We start from the raw sequence: 19,275 nt of genomic DNA, 5'->3' as shown, positions 1-19,275 counted from the left end.
TGCGGTGCGGGCGGGGACGGAGCGCCGACCGGTGACCGGCACGCACCGACGCGCTTACGCTCCGTGGCCTGCCGTGTACGAGGGGTTGTCCGGGCTACCTTCGCGGGCATGAGTGGCACGAACGGTATGAGTGGCATGACCGGTCGCACCGGGCTGCCTGCCCGCGCATCGCAGCCCCGCGCACTGGCATCCCTGCGGGAGCGTCTGCGCGACACGTTCTGGTTCGCACCGACCGTGGGGCTGGCGTGCGCCTTCGCGCTGTGGTGGGTCCTCGCCGAGGTGGACACGAAGATCGTCGCCCACCTGCAGGAAGAACAGGCGTACGAGGAGCTCGGGGACCTTCTCGCATTCGCCGAGGACACCAAGCTGATCGTCACCACGATCAGCGCGGCCATGATGACCTTCATCGGGGTCGTCTTCAGCATCTCGCTGGTGGCCGTCCAGATGGCGAGCGGGCAGCTCACTCCGCGCGTGGTCCGGATCTTCGTGCGGAGCCGGATCAGCAAGCTCACGCTGACGGTGTTCCTGGCGACGTTCGCCTTCTCGCTGCTGGTCCTGACGTCGTACGAGGGAGGGAGCGCAGCCGATCCGCGGCGGATCACCTCCGTACCCCTTCTGCAGAGCACTCTGACGCTCGGCATGGTCGGGCTGAGCCTGCTGCTGTTCGTCGCCTTCGTCTCCTCCACGCTCCGGCTGATGCGGGTCGGTCCCGTCGTGGACCACATCGCCCGCGAGTCGTTCCGCGCTCTGGAGCGCCAGCCCGGAGGCGAGCCGGGGGAAGCCCTGCTCGGGCCCGAGACGGCGCGGGTCGTGCACAGGGAACGGGCCGGCGTGGTGCGGGACGTGCATGTGGGCCGGTTGGTTCGGGCCGCACGCCGGCGCGGGGTGGTGCTGCGGCTGATCCCGCGGATCGGGGACTTCATGGTGCCGGGGATGCCGGTGCTGGCCGTACACGGCGGGGCCGCGCCGGCTCCGGCCGCTCTGAGGTACGCGGTCTCCGTCGGGGTCGAGCGGACGGTGCACCAGGATCCGGCGTTCGGGCTGCGCCAGTTGTCGGACATCGCCCTGCGCGCCCTGTCGTCGTCCGTGAACGATCCGACCACCGCGGTGCAGTGCCTCGACCGGATCGTGCAGTTCCTCGCCGTCGCCGTGCGCCTGCCGCTCGGGCCGCTGCACCACCGGGACCGGCGGGGTGCGGTGCGGCTCGTCCAGGAGGTGCCGGGATGGCCGGATCTCGTGGATCTCGCGTTCGAGGAGATCCGAGGGCACGCGGCCGGCAGTCCGCAGGTCACACGGCGGATGCTGGCCGGGCTCGACGATCTGCTGGTCCTCGCGGCCGAGGAGCGGAGGAAGCCGCTGCTCAGGCACCGTGCGCTCCTGGTGGGGGCGGTGGAGCGCACGGTGCCCGAGGCTGCCGGGCGGGCCTTCGCCCTGGACCCGGACCGTCAGGGGATCGGCTGACGCAGCCTGCCGGTCACGGCATCAGGTGGTGGTCGGGGAAGTTGCCGGGCAGCCGCTCCCCCGCCGGGCCCTCGGTCACTGCCCTGACGAGCAGCTCGCCGCCCACGAAGGCGCCGCGCCACGAGGCGCCGAAGCCGCCGAAGAGCTCCTCGCGGTCGCCCCGCGAACGGGGCTTGCCGTGGCCGGTCTTGAAGGCGCGGATCTGCGGGACCAGTCGGTCGTAGGTGGCCGGGTCGTCGGTGGACAGGGTGGCCACCAGCGCCCCGTTGGACGCGTTCATGGCCGCCAGGAGTTCCGCCTCCGTGTCGACCAGAACGATCGTGTCGACCGGGCCGAAGGGCTCCGCGTGGTGCAGCGGGGAGGAGGGAGGCGGGTTGAGCAGCGTGACGGGGTGGAGGTAGGCGCTGGTGTCCTGGCCGGGGAGGAACCGGGCATCCGCGACGGACCCGTGGTGGAGGGGGACCGCTCCCCTGTCGATCGCCTCGGCCACCTGGTCGGCGAGCTCCTTGGCCTTCGCGGCGTTGATGAGCGGGCCGAAGTCCAGGGCGGGCAGCGGGTCGGAAGGGTGCTCCACCGCGAGCGGGTGGCCGGTGCGGAGGTCCCGGACGGCGGGGAGGTAGGCCGCCAGGAAGTCCGCGAAGAGGGTGCGCTGGACGACGAAGCGCGGGTAGGCCGTGCAGCGTTGCTTGCCGTAGTCGAAGAGCTTCGGGATGACGGCGGTGAGGGACGGCCAGTCCGAGTAGTTCCAGATGCCCCAGGTGTTGAGGCCCTCCTGTTCGAGGATGTGCCGCTTGCCCAGGTCGGCGACCGCTGTGGCGATACGGGCGCCCGTGTCGCGCCCGCCGACGAAGGAGACGCAGCCGATCTCGGGCGAGCGGACGAGGGGGGCGGACAGTTCGCTGCCGCTCCCGCTGACGAGGGTGAGCGGGATGCCCTCGCGGGCGGCGAGTGCGCAGGCCAGGGTGAGGCAGGCGACGCCGCCGTCGGTGGGCGTCTTGGCGATCACCGCGTTGCCGGCCAGGGCCTGCACGAGCATCGCGTGGACCAGTACGGACATGGGGTAGTTCCAGCTGGCGATGTTGGAGACCGGGCCGGGTAACGGGGTCCGGTCGGCCAGGAGCCGGTCCATGGTGTCGGCGTACCAGCGGACACCGTCGATGGCGCGGTCCACGTCGGCCTGGGCGAGCCGCCAGGGTTTGCCGATCTCCCAGACGAGGAGGAGGGCGAGGAGCTCGCGGTGCTCGGCGAGTGCGTCGAGGGCGGCTCCCACGCGGGCGCGGCGTTCGGGGAGGGGGATGTGGCGCCAGGCGCGGTGCTGGTCGAGGGAGGCCCGTACGGCCTGTCGGGCGGTCGCCGCGTCCAGGCGGGGCGGGCCGACGATGGGGGTGTTGTCGATGGGGCTGGTGGCGGGGAGGGTGCGGCCGTCCTGGTGCCAGGTGGCGGCCCAGAGGTTGCGGACGTGGTCGTCCTGGAAGGCCTCGGGGGCGGCTGCTCGTGCGCGTTGCCAGGCTTCGGGCCAGGTGGTGTGGGGTTTGAGGATGAGGGTGCTGGGTGCTGGGGGTTTCATGGGTCTCCGCTCTCGGTGCACGTACGCGGGCGGGGGGTGGGGCGGTTGTGGTCCGGGGGGCGGAGCGGGTGGGGCGCCTGCGGCGGGCCTTGTCCCCTGCCCGCCCCTTCCCGTAACCGGGGCTCCGCCCCGGGCCTCGGTCCTCAATCGCCGGACGGGCTTGAATGGGTGCCCTCACCCGTAGGGCTCGGGAACGTCCTCGATCGCCCGGACGGGCTTGAAGGGTGTCCTCACTGGTAGAGATCAGTACCGAAGCCGTTCCTCCACCAGTCGGGCCGTTTCCGTCGGTGTGGCCCCGACCGCTACCCCTGCGGCCTCCAGTGCCTGCTTCTTGGCGGCCGCCGTGCCGGAGGAGCCCGAGACGATCGCTCCCGCGTGGCCCATCGTCCTGCCCTCGGGTGCGGTGAAGCCGGCGATGTAGCCGATCACCGGCTTGGTGATGTGCTGCGCGATGTGCGCCGCGGCCCGTTCCTCCGCGTCTCCGCCGATTTCGCCGATCAGGACGATCAGTTCGGTGTCGGGGTCGTTCTCGAAGGCTGTCAGGCAGTCGATGTGCGTCGTCCCGATCACCGGGTCGCCGCCGATGCCCACCGCCGAAGAGAAACCGGTCTCGCGGAGCTCGTGCATCAACTGGTACGTGAGGGTGCCCGACTTGGAGACCAGGCCGATGCGGCCGGGCTTCGTCGCGATGTCGGCCGGGATGATGCCCGCGTTCGACTGTCCGGGGCTGATCACGCCGGGGCAGTTGGGGCCGAGGATGCGCGTGCCGCGTGAGCGCGCGTGGGCGTGGAAGGCCAACGCGTCGTGGACGGGGATGCCCTCCGTGATGACCACGGCCAGGGCGATGCCCGCGTCGGCCGCCTCGATGACCGCAGACTTGGCGAACGGCGGCGGGACGAACACGACGGTGACGTCCGCCCCGGTGGCGTCCATTCCGTCGCGTACGGATCCGAAGACGGGGACCGGACGGTCGTCGAGGTCCACGGTCCGGCCGGCCTTGCGCGGATTGACGCCCCCGACGATCCGGGTTCCCGCGGCGAGCATCCGCAGGGTGTGCTTCATGCCCTCGGCGCCGGTCATTCCCTGGACGAGGACCTTGCTCTCCTTGGTGAGGAAGATGGCCATGATCAGTGCCCTCCCAGGGCCAGTCGGGCTGCTCGGTCGGCTGCGCCGTCCATCGTCGTCGCCTGCTGGACCAGGGGGTGTGCGCGGCCGTCGAGGATCGCGCGGCCGCGGGCCGCGTTGTTGCCGTCGAGGCGTACGACCAGTGGTTTCGTCAGGTGGACGGCATCCAGCGCCTGGACGATCCCGTCGGCGACCGCGTCGCAGGCGGTGATGCCGCCGAAGACGTTGACGAAGACGGACTTCACCGACGGGTCGGAGAGGATGACGGTGAGACCGTCGGCCATGACGCGGGCCGAGGCGCCGCCCCCGATGTCGAGGAAGTTGGCGGGCCTCGCCCCGCAGCCGGCGACCACGTCGAGGGTGGACATGACCAGTCCGGCGCCGTTGCCGATGATGCCGACCTCGCCGTCGAGCTTGACGTAGTTGAGGCCCTTGGCGGCGGCAGCGGCCTCCAGCGGGTCCCCGTGCGGGTCCGTGGCGTCAGTACCCCAACGGAACTGCCTGAATGCGGCGTTGTCGTCGAGCGTCACCTTGCCATCCAGGGCGAGGATCCGGCCGTCCGTGGTGCGGACCAGCGGGTTGACCTCGACCAGCAGGGCGTCCTCCTGGGTGAGGACCTGCCACAGCGCCTGGAGTACGGGGACCGCGGCGGACGGGAGAGCGGCGGCCGCGGCTATCTCTGTCGCCTTGGCCGCCGTCACCCCCTCGACCGGGTCGACGGGGATTCGGGCCACCGCCTCGGGACGGGTGGCCGCGACCTCCTCGATGTCCATGCCGCCCTCCGCCGAGGCGATGGCGAGGAAGGTGCCCGAGGCCCGGTCCAGGACGTAGCTCACGTAGAACTCCGCCTCGATGTCGACGGGTTCGGCGAGCATGACCGTACGGACCCGGTGTCCCTTGATGTCCGTGCCGAGGATCTGGCGGGCGGTGACGACGGCGGCCCCGGGGTCCGCCGCCATTTTCACCCCGCCCGCCTTGCCCCTGCCGCCGGTCTTCACCTGCGCCTTGACGACGACGCGGCCGCCGAGCCGTTCGGCCGCCGCGCGGGCCTCGGACGGGTCGTCCACGACCTCGGCGTCCGGTACGAATATGCCGTGATCCGCGAAGAGTTGCCTTGCCTGGTGCTCGTACAGATCCATAGCCACTCCCGATCGTGCCGATTGTGAAAGTGCCGCACGCCCCCTGGACACCACCCACCGGATGCGGGATAACAATCTTCATACAGTATTCGTCGACTGTATGCAATGTACCGCGGGAGCGGCGGACCGGCTCCCGCACTCCCCTACGAAGGGACAGGACATCGCCATGCCTGAGGACAGCCACGACACCCAGAACCTCATCTCCGGTGGGCACTTGGTCGCCAAGGCACTCAAGGCGGAGGGGGTGGAGCGCATCTACACCCTCTGCGGCGGCCACATCATCGACATCTACGACGGCTGCGTCGACGAGGGCATCGAGGTCGTCGACGTACGCCACGAGCAGGTCGCCGCCCACGCAGCCGACGGCTACGCCCGCATCACCGGCAAGCCCGGATGCGCCGTCGTCACCGCGGGACCGGGGACGACCGACGCCGTCACCGGTGTCGCCAACGCCTACCGCGCGGAGTCACCGATGCTGCTGATCGGTGGTCAGGGAGCGCACACCCAGCACAAGATGGGATCGCTCCAGGACCTGCCGCACGTCGACATGATGACGCCGATCACCAAGTTCGCGGCCACCGTGCCGGACACCGCGCGGGCGGCGGACATGGTGTCGATGGCGTTCCGGGAGTGCTACCACGGCGCCCCCGGGCCCTCCTTCCTGGAGATCCCGCGCGACGTCCTCGACGCCAAGGTGCCGGTGGACAGGGCTCGCGTGCCCGAGGCCGGGCAGTACCGGGCCTCGACGCGCGCGGCCGGCGACCCGGCCGACATCGAGAAGCTGGCGGATCTCCTCGTCCACGCGGAGAAGCCCGCCATCCTGCTGGGCAGTCAGGTCTGGACGACGCGGGCCACGGACTCGGCCACCGAGCTGGTCCGCACCCTCAACATCCCCGCGTACATGAACGGTGCGGGCCGCGGCACCCTGCCTCCCGGCGACCCGCACCACTTCCAGCTCTCGCGGCGGTACGCGTTCTCCAACGCCGACCTCATCGTGATCGTGGGGACGCCCTTCGACTTCCGGATGGGCTACGGAAAAAGGCTCTCGCAGGACGCGACCGTCGTCCAGATCGACCTCGACTACCGCACGGTGGGCAAGAACCGCGACATCGACCTCGGGATCGTCGGCGACGCCTCACTCGTGCTGAAGGCGGTCACGGAGGCGGCGAGCGGGCGGCTCAACGGCGGTTCGGTGAAGCGCAAGGCGTGGCTGGACGAACTCCGGGCCGCCGAGCAGACCGCGATCGACAAGCGGCTGCCCCAGCTCAGGTCGGACGCCTCACCCATCCATCCGTACCGGCTGGTCAGCGAGATCAACGACTTCCTGACCGAGGACTCCGTCTACATCGGGGACGGCGGCGACATCGTCACCTTCTCCGGCCAGGTGGTCCAGCCCCGCACACCGGGCCACTGGATGGACCCGGGGCCCCTCGGCACGCTCGGCGTCGGCGTTCCGTTCGTCCTGGCCGCCAAGCAGGCCAGGCCCGACAAGGAGGTCGTGGCGCTCTTCGGCGACGGCGCGTTCTCCCTGACCGGGTGGGACTTCGAGACGCTCGTCCGCTACAAGCTCCCGTTCGTCGGGATCGTCGGCAACAACTCCTCGATGAACCAGATCCGTTACGGCCAGAAGGCCAAGTACGGCGACGAGCGCGAGCGGGTCGGCAACACCCTCGGCGACGTCCACTACGACAAGTTCGCCCAGATGCTGGGCGGTTACGGCGAAGAGGTGCGCGACCCCGCCGACATCGCCCCCGCGCTGCAGCGGGCGCGCGAGTCGGGTCTGCCCTCGCTCATCAACGTCTGGGTCGACCCCGACGCGTACGCCCCAGGAACGATGAACCAGACCATGTACAAGTAGCAGAGGAGCCGTTGGCATGACCAAAGCTCTTGAGGGCGTACGCGTCCTCGACATGACGCACGTACAGTCCGGTCCCTCCGCCACCCAGCTGCTCGCCTGGCTCGGGGCGGACGTGGTCAAGCTGGAGGCGCCGAGCGGCGACATCACCCGCAAGCAGTTGCGGGATCTGCCCGACGTCGACTCCCTCTACTTCACGATGCTCAACTGCAACAAGCGGAGCATCACCCTCAACACGAAGAGCGAGCGCGGCAAGGAGATCCTGACCGAGCTCATCCGGCGCAGCGATGTGATGGTGGAGAACTTCGGCCCGGGCGCCGTGGACCGCATGGGGTTCACCTGGGAGAGGATCCAGGAGATCAACCCCCGGATCGTCTATGCCTCCATCAAGGGCTTCGGCGACGGCCCGTACACCAACTTCAAGGCGTACGAGGTCGTCGCGCAGGCCATGGGCGGATCGATGTCGACCACCGGCTTCGAGGACGGGCCACCGCTCGCCACGGGTGCGCAGATCGGCGACTCGGGCACCGGGGTCCATGCGGTGGCCGGCATCCTCGCCGCTCTGTTCCAGCGGGAGAACACCGGGCGCGGGCAGCGGGTGAACGTGGCGATGCAGCACGCGGTGCTCAACCTCTGCCGGGTGAAGCTGCGTGACCAGCAGCGGCTGGCGCACGGGGCGCTCGCCGAGTACCCCAACGCCCAGGACACCGCCGGGGCCGACGAGGTGCCGCGGAGCGGCAACGCCAGTGGCGGCGGCCAGCCGGGATGGGCGGTGAAGTGCGCACCGGGCGGCCCCAACGACTACGTGTACGTCATCGTGCAGCCCGTCGGCTGGAAGCCCCTGTCCGCACTGATCGGGCGGCCGGAGCTGGCGGAGGACCCCGAGTGGGCGTCGCCGGAGTCCCGGCTTCCGAAGCTCGGGAAGATGTTCCAGCTGATCGAGGAGTGGTCGGCCACGCTCCCCAAGTGGGAGGTCCTGGAGCAGCTGAACGCGCACAACATCCCGTGCGGCCCGATCCTCTCCACCAAGGAGATCGTCGAGGACGAGTCCCTGGCCGCCAACGAGATGGTGGTGCGCGTCGACCATCCGGAGCGCGGCACGTTCACCACGGTCGGCAGCCCGTTGAAGCTGTCCGACTCCCCCGTCGAGATCCGCACGTCCCCACTGCTCGGGGAGCACAACGCCGAGGTGTACGTCGGCGAACTGGGTCTGGGCGACGAGGAACTGCTGTTGCTGAAGACGAACGGAGTCATCTGAGCATGGCCGGAACAGTCGAGGAGAAGGAACAGCAACGGGTACGGGCGCTGCTCGACGCCGTACGGAGCGAGGGGCGCAGCGCGCTCACCGCACCGGAGGGGAAGGTCGTCGCCGACGCGTACGGCATCGCCGTACCGGGCGAGGAGCTGGCCCGGGACGTCGAGGAGGCCGTGGCGTTCGCGGACCGTCTCGGAGGGTCCGTCGTACTGAAGATCGTCTCCCCCGACATCCTGCACAAGACGGATGCGGGCGGGGTCGTGGTCGGGGTCTCGGGTGCCGCGGAGGTGCGGTCCGCCTTCCGCCGGATCATCGAGAACGCGAAGGCGTACGCACCGGACGCCCGGATCCACGGCGTGCAGGTCCAGCAGCTGGTTCCGCCGGGCCAGGAGGTCATCATCGGGGCGGTCACCGACCCGACGTTCGGGAAGGTGGTGGCGTTCGGGCTCGGCGGGGTCCTGGTGGAGGTCCTCAAGGACATCACCTTCCGGCTGGCTCCCGTGTCCGCGGACGAGGCGCAGTCGATGCTCGACTCGATCGGCGCCGCGGAAGTCCTTCGCGGCGTGCGCGGCGCGCCACCGGTCGACCGGTGGGCGCTGGCGGAGCAGATCCGGCGGGTCTCTCGACTGGTCACGGACTTCCCTGAGATCGCGGAGGTGGACCTCAATCCCGTGATCGCGTCGCCGGACGGCGCGATCGCCGCGGACATCCGCATCCTGCTCACCACCGAGGAGGTGAAGGTACGGCGCACCTACGGCCGCGAGGAGATCCTCGTATCGATGCGCAGGCTGATGGAGCCGCGTTCGGTCGCGGTGATCGGCGCCTCCAACGAGCAGGGGAAGATCGGCAATTCGGTGATGCGCAACCTCGTCGACGGCGGCTTCACGGGCGAGATCCATCCGGTGAACCCCAGGGCCGATGACATTCAGGGCCGCAAGGCGTACAAGAGTGTCACCGACGTTCCCGGTGAGGTGGATGTGGCGGTCTTCGCGATCCCCGCCAAGTTCGTGGCATCGGCGCTGGAAGAGGTGGGGCGCAAGGGGATTCCCAATGCCGTGCTCATCCCGTCAGGGTTCGCCGAGACCGGCGAACAGGCCCTGCAGGACGAGATCGTGGCGATCGGCGAACGGTACGGCGTGCGGCTGCTGGGGCCCAACATCTACGGCTACTACTCCACGTGGCAGGACCTCTGCGCCACCTTCTGCACGCCGTACGACGTCAAGGGCGGGGTGGCGCTGACCTCCCAGTCCGGTGGCATCGGCATGGCGATCCTCGGTTTCGCCCGCTCGACGAAGACCGGCGTGTCGGCGATCGTCGGGCTCGGCAACAAGTCGGACATCGACGAGGACGACCTGCTGACCTGGTTCGGTGAGGACCCCAACACCCAGTGCATCGCCATGCATCTGGAGGACCTCAAGGACGGTCGTGCGTTCGTGGAGGCGGCGCGGGCGACCGTTCCGAAGAAGCCGATCGTGGTCCTGAAGGCCGGGCGCACCACCGCGGGCGCCAAGGCGGCAGGTTCGCACACGGGCGCGCTGGCCGGCGACGACGCGGTGTACGACGACATCCTGCGGCAGGCGGGGGTGATCCGGGCGCCGGGGCTGAACGACATGCTCGAGTACGCGAGGGCGTTGCCGGTGCTGCCTGCGCCCAAGGGCGACAACGTCGTCATCATCACCGGGGCGGGCGGTTCGGGTGTACTCCTGTCGGACGCGCTCGTCGACAACGGGCTCTCGCTGATGGAGATTCCGCCCGATCTGGACGCGGCGTTCAAGGCGTTCATCCCGCCGTTCGGCGCGGCCGGGAACCCGATCGACATCACGGGCGGCGAGCCGCCGTCGACGTACGAGGCGACGATCCGGCTGGGCATGGAGGATCCGCGCATCCACGCCCTGGTGCTGGGCTACTGGCACACGATCGTCACTCCCCCGATGGCCTTCGCCGAACTGACCGCCCGCGTGGTCCAGGAGTTCAGGGAGCGGGGCATCGAGAAGCCGGTGGTGGCGTCGCTGGCGGGTGACACGGAAGTGGAAGAGGCGTGCCAGTACCTCTACGAGCACGGGGTCGTCGCGTACCCGTACACCACGGAGAAGCCCGTGGCCGTGCTGGGAGCCAAGTACCGGTGGGCTCGCGCTGCCGGCCTGTTGGGCGGTGGGCGATGACCTGAGAGGACTCGGACCACGGGGTCTGCGGCCGACCGCTCGGCCGCGGACCCCGCGCGCGACGCGAAGTGAGAACGGGCAGGGGGCGCTGGCCAGACTTCTTCCACGCAAGGGGTTCGATCGACAATGACGACAACTGACATCTCCACACCCGTCCCCTTCCGGGAGGTGACGGACGCCAACGGGCGCATGTACCGCATCGGCGAGACCGATGTCGACATCATGGGCCGCAAGCGCAAGTGGATGGTCATCCTGCCGTGGATCGGCATGATGGGCATCAGCTCGGCCGAGTACGCGTTCGCGTCGGCGGAGGACACGCTGCACCACGCGCACAACTGGGACAGCGGTCACATCTACTGGATGATGACCGTCTGGGTGTTCTTCCAGGCCGCGGTCGCGATGCCCGCGGGCAGGCTGCGGGAGACCGGCAGGCTGCCGGCCCGCTGGGCGATGATGCTCGGCGCGACGGGCACCCTTCTCGGCTACCTGTCACTGGCGTACGCGCCGCACGTGATCGTCGCGTACATCGGCTTCAGTATGTTCTCCGGCATGGGCGCGGGCATGGTGTACGCCACCTGCGTGAACATGGTCGGCAAGTGGTACCCGGAGCGCAGAGGCGGCAAGACGGGCTTCGTCAACGGCGGTTTCGCCTACGGATCGGTGCCGTTCGTCTTCATCTTCACCGGGTTCATGGACATCACCAACTTCAAGTGGGTCCTGGTCTCGGTGGGCGTCTTCCTCGCGGCGCTCGTGGCCTGCGCCGGCTTCTTCTTCCGGGACCCGCCGAAGAACTGGTGGCCCGCCGAGGTCGACCCGCTCAACCCGCCCGAGGACCCGCGGGCACGCCGTTCGCTGGAGAAGAACCCGCCGGCCGTCAAGCAGTTCTCCCCGGGCGAGGCATGGAGGACCGGCCGCGTGGCGCTGATGTGGTGCTGCCTCGCCTGTACGTCCGGCGTGAACATCTTCGGTATCGCCTTCCAGATCGACATCGGCCAGGACGCGGGGTTCGCCGCCGGGATCGTGGCCACCGCCATGTCGCTCAAGGCGATCGTCAACGGCACCGGGCGGGGCGTCATCGGCTGGCTCTCCGACCTCTACGGCCGCAAGAAGTGCCTGCTCTACGTCTGCGTCATCCTGGGGCTCGCCCAGTTCGGCATCATCTGGGCGGCCGAACTGAAGAGCCTGCCGCTGTTCCTGCTCTTCTCCGCCATCTCCGGCTTCGGGGGCGGCGCCATCTTCCCAATGTTCGCCGCGATGACCGCGGACTACTTCGGTGAGAACAACAACGCCACCAACTACGGCATGGTCTACAGCTCCAAGCTCGTCTCCGGACTCGGGGCGGGGATGGGCTTCCTGGTCGTCGACGCCTGGGGGCTCAACGGCGCCTTCATCCTGGCGGGCAGCATCTCGTTCTTCGCGGGGTTCCTCGCCCTGTTCCTGGCGGCACCCGGACGCGACCGTAAGGGGCACCTGCTGGTGAAGGCCAACCCGTCCCCGATCAGCCGGGAGAGCGACTGATCGCACACCCGCAGCACCTGCGTGTGGGGCCCGGTTACTGGAACCGGGCCCCACACGCAGGTGCTGTCAGGCGTCAGTCGCCGCAGCGCTCCCGGAGGGAGTGCAGGTGCTCGCTGGACTTGCGGGCGAAGGCGAAGGACTCGACCGGGTTGTCGTGCTCGGTCTGCCAGTGGTGGTAGGTGCGGCCCCGGTGGGTCCGCTCGGTGACGCGGCTGAGGAAGGTCTTGTAGTCGATGTCCCCGTCGCCGACGTCCGTCATGTCGTAACCGTCGCGCGCGGAGTCGTCACGGGTGCCGTCCTTGACGTGGAAGAGGGGGTAGCGGTCGGGCTGCCTGAGTACGTAGTCGACGGGGTTGAAGGGGGCGGGAGTGCCGTCGGCCTTCTTCCCGAAGCGGAACTGCGCGCAGAACGCCCAGTAGATGTCCATCTCCAGGTAGACCAGGTCGGGGTCGGTCTCGGCGAGCAGGACGTCGTAGAGCCGCACGCCCGGCTTGTCGGTGGCGAAGGAGAACTCCTCCGCGTGGTTGTGCTGGTAGAACTTCATGCCGCGCTTGCGGGCGGCCGCTCCGTAGGTGTTGAAATCCTCGGCCGCACGCTTCCAGCCGTCCACGGTGGAGCCGTAGCGGAACGGGCCGGACGCGGTACCGATGTGCTTCAGGCCGAGGGCCTCGGCGTCGTCGAGGACCTTGGTGAGGTTCTGGGCGAAGGTGTAGGCGCCCGGGTTGTTGTCGTCGTAGTAGCCGACGTGGCTGCCGATGGGGTTCAGCCCGTGGTCCTTGGCCAGCTTCCTGAGCTGGGCGAGGGTGATGGCGCCGGCCGAGCCCTGGGTGTATCCGGCGAACTCGATCTCGTCGTAACCGTAGTTCTCCAGCTCGGCGAAGACGGGGGCGAAGCCGAGCGTGGAGACCTTGTCGCGGAGGCTGTACAGCTGGATTCCGAGGCGGCCGGGGGGCAGGACGGCACGGCCCTTGCCGTGACCATGGCCGTGGCCTTGGCCGTGTCCTTGGCTCGTGGTGCCTGCCGCCTGGGCTGTCGCGGCGCCCAGGAGGGTGGCGGCGGTGGCTCCGGCGGCGACGCCCAGGACGTTGCGGCGGCTGAGTCTGCGGGCCAGTTCGGAGTCCTTCGGGGTGCGGCTCGTCATCACGTAACTCCCTGTGTGGGTGGGCGGGCTGAGCGGATGGTCAGTGCAGTCCGGCAAGCTGGAGGAGCAGGGACTTCACTTCGGTGGCCTGGACCCGGCCGGTGAACGCGTGGGGGGTGGAGCAGAGGATGAGCGGACCTTCGTCGTCGCTCGTGGGAAGGCGGCCGTGGCTGCCGCGAATGGGTGAGGGGTCCAGGGGGACGACCGCCATGCGGTAGCGCATCCCGAGCTTCTTGCGGGCGACCGCGGTCACGGCCTTGACCCGGACGTAGGGGTCCTGGGGGTCCATGAAGAGCTCGACGGGGTCGTAGCCGGGTTTGCGGTGGATCTCGACGAGCTGCGCGAAGTCGGGCGCGCGGGCGTCGTCGAGCCAGTAGTAGTACGTGAACCAGGCGTCCTTCTCCGCGACGGCGACGAGCTCCCCGGAGCGGGGATGGTCGAGGTGGTGGGCCTTCTTGCCCTCGTCGTCCAGGAGCTGTTCGATGCCGGGCAGGTCCGCGAGGGCTTCCCGGGTCGCGTCCAGGTCCTCGGGGCGCCGCACGTAGATGTGGGCGAGCTGGTGGTCGGCGACGGCGAAGGCCCGGGAGGACATCGGGTCGAGGTACTCCATGCCGTCCTGGGTGTGGACCTCCAGCAGCCCGGCGCGGCGCAGGGCGCGGTTGATGTCGACGGGCCGGTCGACACGGGTGATCCCGTACTCGGAGAGTGCGACGACCGTGCGGCCCTCGGCGCGTGCGTCCTCGATGAGGGGTGCCACGGCCCGGTCGAGGTCCCTCGCCGCCCGGTGGGAGCGGGGGTCGTCGGGGCCGTAGCGCTGGAGGTCGTAGTCGAGGTGCGGGAGGTAGCACAGGGCCAGGTCCGGGTGGCGGGTGGCGAGGATGTGCCGGGTGGCGTCGATGATCCACTGCGAGGAGACGAGATCGGCGCCCGGGCCCCAGAAGTGGAAGAGGGGGAAGGTGCCGAGCTTCTCGGTGAGCTCGTCGTGCAGGGCCGGCGGCCGGGTGTAGCAGTCGGGCTCCTTGCGGCCGTCGGCGTAGTACACGGGGCGGGGGGTGACCGTCCAGTCGGTGTCGGCGCCCATCGCGTACCACCAGCAGATGTTGGCGACGGTGTAGCCGGGGTGGGCCCGGCGGGCGGCGTCCCAGAGCTTGTCGCCCTCGACGAGGCCGTTGTGCTGGCGCCACAGCAGGACGTCGCCGAGCTCGCGGAAGTACCAGCCGTTGGCGACGATGCCGTGCTCGGCGGGGGTGGTGCCGGTGAGGAAGGTGGACTGTGCGGCGCAGGTCACGGCGGGCAGGACGGTGGACAGGGGTGCCTGCACACCGGCTGCCGCCATCGCCCGCAGGTTCGGCATGTGTTCCAGGAGCTGGGGGGTGAGGCCCACGACGTCGAGGACGAGGAGCGGGGTGGGGTCGGTGGTCATGGCAGCTCCTTGAGTCCGAGGTCGACCAGGAGGTCGCGGGCGAGGGTGAGTTCACTGGCGATGCCGTCGGCGAGCTGGGCGCGGGTACGGGGCCGCAGTTCCGCCGGGAGTGCCTGCCAGGTGTACGTCTCGACCTCGAGGTGCCGCGTCAGGGGCTTCTGGCCGCCGACGAGCCGGGCCAGCACGGACTGGAGCACGGGGAGCGTGGAGGTGAGCGGGGGCGCCGGGGGTGCGTGCAGCGGTACGTGGAAGTGGGAGCGCCAGGGGGTGCTGTCGGGGAGCGTCCCGCCGGTCAGGGCCTCGTCGAGGTCGTCGGTCCCCCGCAGGCCCGCGGCGGTGAGGGTGCGTGTCTGGTGCAGGAAGCGCGGTTCGGCGAAGGCGGCCAGTGCGCTGCGCACCTCGGGCAGGTGGGGGTGTTCCGCGTGCAGGGCCGCGGAGAGCTGGGCCTTCGCGACGGGCACCCCGGCCGCGGACAGGGCGTCGAGTGCGGTGTCCGGGTCCTCGAAGGAGGTGGCGAGGTGGCAGGTGTCGACGCAGATGCCGATGCGGTCGTGGCCCACGGCGGTCAGGGGCGCGATGGCGTCGGCGGTGGTCTCCACGGTGCAGCCCGGCTCGGGTTCGAGGCCGATCCTGATGGACTTCCCGGTGAGTTCGGCGAGGGCGTCGAGCCGCTGTGCGAGCGTGGTGAGCGCCTTCTGCGCGATGCCGGCGGCTGTGGGATCGGCGGCGTACGGGGTGCGCCAGGCGATCGGCAGGGTGGAGATGGTGCCCTCGGTGACGTCGTCGGGCAGCAGTGCGGCGAGGAGCCTGGCGAGGTCGGTGGTGTGGGCGAGCCGTTCGGGGTCGGTCCAGTCCGGTGTGTAGACGCGGTACTTGACCTCCTCGGCCCCGAACCCCTCGTACGGGAAGCCGTTCAGGGTCGCCACTTCGAGGCCGCGGTGCTCCAGTTCGGTCCGCAGGGAGCGCAGTGCGGAGGGGTCGTTGACCAGGGCGCGGGCGGCGTCCTTGGCGAGCCAGAGACCGATGCCGATGCGGTCGCGGCCGAGCCGTCTGCGTACGGGCTCGCAGTGGTCGCGCAGTTGGGCGCGGACTCCGTCGAGGGTCTCCGCCGGGTGCACGTTGGTGCAGTAGGCGAGGTGGACGACGGAGCCGTCGGGGTGGCGGAAGCGCATCGTGTCACTCCCCGCCGCGGAGTATGGAGTTGCCCTCGTGGAGGGGGTCGGGGGCGGTGATGTCGAGCTGGAGCCGGCCGCTCTGTCCGTAGAAGGCGACCGGGTTGCGCCACAGCACCTTGTCGACGTCGTCCTCGGTGAATCCGGCCTCGATCATGGCGTCCGCGACCTTGCGGGTCTTCAGCGGGTCGCTCCTGCCCCAGTCGGCGGCCGAGTTGACGAGGATCTTGTCGGTTCCGTGGTTCCTGAGGATCGTGACCATGCGGTCCTCGTCCATCTTGGTGTCCGGGTAGATGGAGAAGCCGGCCCAGCAACCGCTGTCGACGGCGTCCTTCACTGTCGTCTCGTTGAGGTGGTCGAGCAGGACGAGTTCCGGGGCCAGGTCCGATTCGCGGATGACGTCGATGGTGCGGTGCAGACCGGCGAGCTTGTCGCGGTGCGGGGTGTGGACGAGCGCGGGCAGGCCGTGGTCGGCGGCGAGCTGGAGCTGGGTGGCGAGGGCGGTGTCCTCGGCCGGGGTCATGGAGTCGTAGCCGATCTCTCCCACGGCGACGACGGAGTCCTTGACGAGGTAGCGGGGCAGCGCGTCCAGGACGGGGGTGCAGCGGGGGTCGTTCGCCTCCTTCGGGTTGAGAGCGAGTGTGCAGTGGTGCGCGATGCCGTACTGGGAGGCGCGGAAGGGTTCCCAGCCGAGGAGGGCGTCGAAGTAGTCGAAGAAGCTGGCGGGCGAGGTGCGTGGCTGGCCGAGCCAGAAGGAGGGTTCGACGAGAGCGCGGACGCCCGCGTCGTACATCGCCCGGTAGTCGTCCGTGGTGCGGGAGGTCATGTGGATGTGGGGGTCGAAGATGCGCATCAGGACTCCTCCGTGGGGGCGGGGGCGGGGGCCGTGAGATCGAGGACGGTTCGAAGTCCGGCCGGGACGGCGCGGCCTGCCGCGGTGCGTTCGGCGGCGAAGTCGCCGAGCATGCGGGCGAGTTCGGCGTCGCCTCGGGCACGGCGGCCGAGCTCGGAGACGTTCTCGACGGGGACCTCGGTGAAGAGGCACTTGAGGACGGCGTGCCGCCAGCCGTGTGTGTCGAGGTGGGCGGCGGCGTACGGGCCGACGGCCGCGGCGACCAGCCGGGTGTCGTTGGTGCGCAGGGCGTCCTCGACGAGCGGAAGGGCGGTGGCTCCGAGGTCCAGCCGGTGCAGGGTGAGCAGGACGGCCCGGCGCTCGGCGGCGGTGCCCTGTTCGTAGAGCCTGGTCACGGCGGGCAGTCCGGCCCGGGCTTCGAGGAGCAGCAGTGCGCGTACGGAGTCGGCGTGTTCGAGTCCGCAGTGCCGGCCCGCGGAGGCGAAGCGCAGTTCCCAGGGCGGGGCGCCCGTGTCGGTGCCGGGGTGTGCGGCGGTGTGCGCGGCTTCGGCCAGCGCCTCGTCCAGCCAGGCCCTGGCCGCTCCGCGCAGCAGGGCGTCGAGTTCCTTGCGGCTGATCAGCACGCGGCGGCTCCGTTCGTCGCTCCGGCGGCGCTTCGCAGGAACTCCAGTGAGGTGCGGGCGAGTTCGGGCCCCGCATGGGAGTGACGCGGCAGCTCCACGACGGTGAGTCCGCCGTACCCGGTGGCGGCGAGGGCTTCGAGCACCGGAGGGAAGTCGATCTCGCCGTCGCCGAACGGCAGGTGTTCATGGACCCCGCGCCGCATGTCCTCGATCTGGACGTGGCGCAGCCAGGGCGCGGCGGCCTTGACGCAGTCGACGGGCGGGGCGGGTTCCAGGCACTGGCAGTGGCCGATGTCGAGGGTGAGCCCGAGCGGTTCCGGGTCGCCGAGGCGGGTGCGCAGGTGGTGGAAGTCGGCGAGTGTCGCGAGGAGGTGGCCCGGCTCGGGCTCGATGGCGAGGGGGATGCCGGTGCGCGTGGCGGCGTCCAGTACGGGGGCGAGTGCGTCGGTCAGCCGCTGCCAGGCGGTGTCCGTGGTGGTGCCCGGCGGGGTGATGCCGCTGAAGCAGTGCACGGCGTGCGCGCCCAGGTCGGCGGCGATGTCGACGGCCCGGACGAGCAGCGCGGTGCGGGCCGCACGGGCTTCGGGGTCGGGGTCCAGGAGGGACGGGCCGTGCTTGCGTCGCGGGTCGAGGACGTAGCGGGCGCCCGTCTCCACGGTGACGTCGAGGCCCAACTCGACCAGTCGGTGGGCCACATGGCGGGTGCGGGCGACGAGGTCGGGGGCGAGGGGGTCGAGGTGCATGTGGTCGAGGGTCAGCCCGACCCCGTCGTACCCGAGGTCGGCGAGGAGCCCGAGGGCGTCGTCGAGGCGGAGGTCGGTCAGACCGTTGGTGCCGTAGCCGAGGCGGAGGCTCATGTCGGGCTCACCTTCCGTGCGAGTGTGCGGGCGAGGGGGACGAGTCCCATGACGGCGAGCCCGCCGAGGGGTGCCCCTGCCCGGACGGCCAGTGCGGCCTGGAGCGGGATCATGGCCCGGATGCCGCCGCCGACAGCGCGCTGGGTGAGGGGCGGGGACGGGTTGAGGGCGGCGTGGAGCAGGGGTGGTGCGGCGGTTCGGAGGTAGGCCCCGGCGAAGGTGGTCAGCAGGAGCCGGTCGGTGACGGCCCGGGGGCGGAGGGGTGGTCCCCCTGCCGCTGCCGCGCCCGACGCACCCTTCGCGCCCGTCTCATGAAGCGGGGTCGGGCCTTGGCCGCCCCCTCGCTCGCGTACGACGGCGGCGCCGAGCGCCACGGTCGCCGCGAGCGCCGCGAGGGGCACGCTCGTCGACCCGCCCTGCGCCTCGTGGCGGGAGACGGCGGTGACCGAGTAGGTGTGCGCCCCGAGCAGGAGGGCGGCGGGGAGCGCGGTGCGGGTGGCTCCTCGTTCCGCCGGCCTCCTCGTCGTGGCCGCTGCCGATGCCGTCGTCGTAGCCGCTGTCGATGCCGTCGTCGTAGCCGGCCTCGTGGCCGTCGCACCCAGGAGGAGGTCCAGCGCGCGGGCGGCTGCCATGGCTGCCGGGCCCGCCTTCGTGTGCTTCAGGTGCAGGTCGTAGGCCCAGACCGTGGCTGCCAGACCGGATGCCACTGCCAGGGCGGGGCGTCCGGCGCGTGCCGCCAGGGTCAGGCCCGCGGCCGTCAGGACGCCCGCCGCGGCCAGCGCCGCGCCGGGTGCGATCCGGCCGGACGGGATCGGGCGGTGAGGACGGTCGACGGCGTCCTCGTCGCGGTCGGCCCAGTCGTTGAGGGCCATGCCCGCCTCGTACAGGCACAGCGACGCCCCGACCGCGAGGGCCGTGCCACGGGTGGGGCGCCGGCCGGCGGCGGCCGCCCCGGCCAGTGCGTCACCGGGGACGGTGAACAGGGCGGACACCCGCAGCAGTTCAGCCCAGGCGCGGAGGGGCACCCGAGTGGGGGGCCTGTCCGGTGCGGGCGCAGTCCCGCCCCCACCGGACAGGCTGTCTGGTGAGCTCACGCCCGGGGTGCGGCCGTCGTTCCGCACGCT

General features: G+C 70.6%; 15 protein-coding genes. 5 read left to right on the top strand and 10 right to left on the bottom strand.

What is annotated here, in order from left to right; all coding sequences use genetic code 11:
• The first annotated feature begins 126 nt into the window (after positions 1 to 126).
• The gene (locus ABZS61_RS11250) at positions 127 to 1,461 is read left to right on the top strand and encodes a DUF2254 domain-containing protein (protein ID WP_356418434.1); all 1,335 of its coding nucleotides are present in this window, start codon (positions 127 to 129) and stop codon (positions 1,459 to 1,461) included.
• A 13-nt stretch (positions 1,462 to 1,474) separates the two neighbouring features.
• Here the strand turns inward: ABZS61_RS11250 and ABZS61_RS11245 are convergent, their stop codons facing one another.
• The 3 genes from ABZS61_RS11245 to sucC form a co-directional block, all read right to left on the bottom strand.
• On the bottom strand, positions 1,475 to 3,028 hold the full coding sequence (locus tag ABZS61_RS11245; RefSeq protein ID WP_356417938.1) for an aldehyde dehydrogenase family protein: 1,554 nt from the start codon (positions 3,026 to 3,028) through the stop codon (positions 1,475 to 1,477).
• Between the two features lie 243 nt (positions 3,029 to 3,271).
• The gene (gene sucD, locus ABZS61_RS11240; protein WP_356417936.1) at positions 3,272 to 4,153 is read right to left on the bottom strand and encodes a succinate--CoA ligase subunit alpha; all 882 of its coding nucleotides are present in this window, start codon (positions 4,151 to 4,153) and stop codon (positions 3,272 to 3,274) included.
• A gap of 2 nt (positions 4,154 to 4,155) precedes the next feature.
• Positions 4,156 to 5,292, bottom strand: coding sequence for an ADP-forming succinate--CoA ligase subunit beta (gene sucC / locus ABZS61_RS11235; protein WP_356417934.1), 1,137 nt, complete (start codon positions 5,290 to 5,292; stop codon positions 4,156 to 4,158).
• Between the two features lie 166 nt (positions 5,293 to 5,458).
• Here sucC and ABZS61_RS11230 point away from each other — a divergent pair, with 166 nt between their 5' ends.
• From ABZS61_RS11230 to ABZS61_RS11215, 4 genes are all read left to right on the top strand, one after another.
• Positions 5,459 to 7,150, top strand: coding sequence for a thiamine pyrophosphate-binding protein (locus tag ABZS61_RS11230; RefSeq protein WP_356417932.1), 1,692 nt, complete (start codon positions 5,459 to 5,461; stop codon positions 7,148 to 7,150).
• Between the two features lie 16 nt (positions 7,151 to 7,166).
• Entirely contained in the window at positions 7,167 to 8,405 is a 1,239-nt protein-coding gene (frc, locus tag ABZS61_RS11225; protein WP_356417930.1) for a formyl-CoA transferase, read from the top strand.
• Positions 8,406 to 8,407: 2 nt separating this feature from the next.
• Positions 8,408 to 10,564 (top strand): acetate--CoA ligase family protein, encoded by a 2,157-nt coding sequence (locus ABZS61_RS11220; protein ID WP_356417928.1) that lies wholly within the window; start codon positions 8,408 to 8,410, stop codon positions 10,562 to 10,564.
• 126 nt (positions 10,565 to 10,690) lie between these two features.
• Positions 10,691 to 12,082, top strand: a complete 1,392-nt coding sequence (locus ABZS61_RS11215) for an OFA family MFS transporter (RefSeq protein ID WP_356417926.1) — start codon at positions 10,691 to 10,693, stop codon at positions 12,080 to 12,082.
• Between the two features lie 73 nt (positions 12,083 to 12,155).
• On the opposite strand, the gene ABZS61_RS11210 is transcribed toward ABZS61_RS11215, so the two are convergent.
• Genes ABZS61_RS11210 through ABZS61_RS11180 form a run of 7 tightly spaced genes read right to left on the bottom strand, consistent with a single transcriptional unit; the run spans position 12,156 to position 19,272 of the window.
• On the bottom strand, positions 12,156 to 13,223 hold the full coding sequence (locus tag ABZS61_RS11210; RefSeq protein WP_356417924.1) for a sugar phosphate isomerase/epimerase: 1,068 nt from the start codon (positions 13,221 to 13,223) through the stop codon (positions 12,156 to 12,158).
• Between the two features lie 40 nt (positions 13,224 to 13,263).
• Positions 13,264 to 14,646 carry a nucleotide pyrophosphatase/phosphodiesterase family protein gene (locus ABZS61_RS11205; protein WP_356417922.1) on the bottom strand — a complete coding sequence of 461 codons (1,383 nt, stop codon included), beginning with the start codon at positions 14,644 to 14,646 and terminating at the stop codon, positions 13,264 to 13,266.
• Positions 14,643 to 15,818, bottom strand: coding sequence for a metabolite traffic protein EboE (eboE, locus tag ABZS61_RS11200; protein ID WP_356417920.1), 1,176 nt, complete (start codon positions 15,816 to 15,818; stop codon positions 14,643 to 14,645). Before eboE ends, ABZS61_RS11205 begins: the two co-directional genes overlap by 4 nt.
• A gap of 4 nt (positions 15,819 to 15,822) precedes the next feature.
• Positions 15,823 to 16,671, bottom strand: coding sequence for a TatD family hydrolase (locus tag ABZS61_RS11195; protein WP_356417917.1), 849 nt, complete (start codon positions 16,669 to 16,671; stop codon positions 15,823 to 15,825).
• Positions 16,671 to 17,294: an EboA domain-containing protein gene (locus tag ABZS61_RS11190; RefSeq protein ID WP_356417915.1), complete on the bottom strand. Its 624-nt coding sequence runs from the start codon at positions 17,292 to 17,294 to the stop codon at positions 16,671 to 16,673. The genes ABZS61_RS11195 and ABZS61_RS11190 overlap by 1 nt, the downstream gene beginning before the upstream one ends.
• Positions 17,288 to 18,151 (bottom strand): sugar phosphate isomerase/epimerase family protein, encoded by an 864-nt coding sequence (locus ABZS61_RS11185; protein WP_356417913.1) that lies wholly within the window; start codon positions 18,149 to 18,151, stop codon positions 17,288 to 17,290. The genes ABZS61_RS11190 and ABZS61_RS11185 overlap by 7 nt, the downstream gene beginning before the upstream one ends.
• A complete protein-coding gene (locus tag ABZS61_RS11180) occupies positions 18,148 to 19,272 on the bottom strand; it encodes an SCO3242 family prenyltransferase (protein WP_356418432.1) in 1,125 nt (374 codons plus the stop codon). The genes ABZS61_RS11185 and ABZS61_RS11180 overlap by 4 nt, the downstream gene beginning before the upstream one ends.
• Between the last annotated feature and the right edge of the window lie 3 nt (positions 19,273 to 19,275).

It is taken from the genome of Streptomyces sp. NPDC005566 (assembly GCF_040605575.1).
Taxonomy (GTDB): Bacteria; Actinomycetota; Actinomycetes; order Streptomycetales; family Streptomycetaceae; genus Streptomyces.
This window is presented reverse-complemented; position numbering and strand designations above follow the sequence as displayed.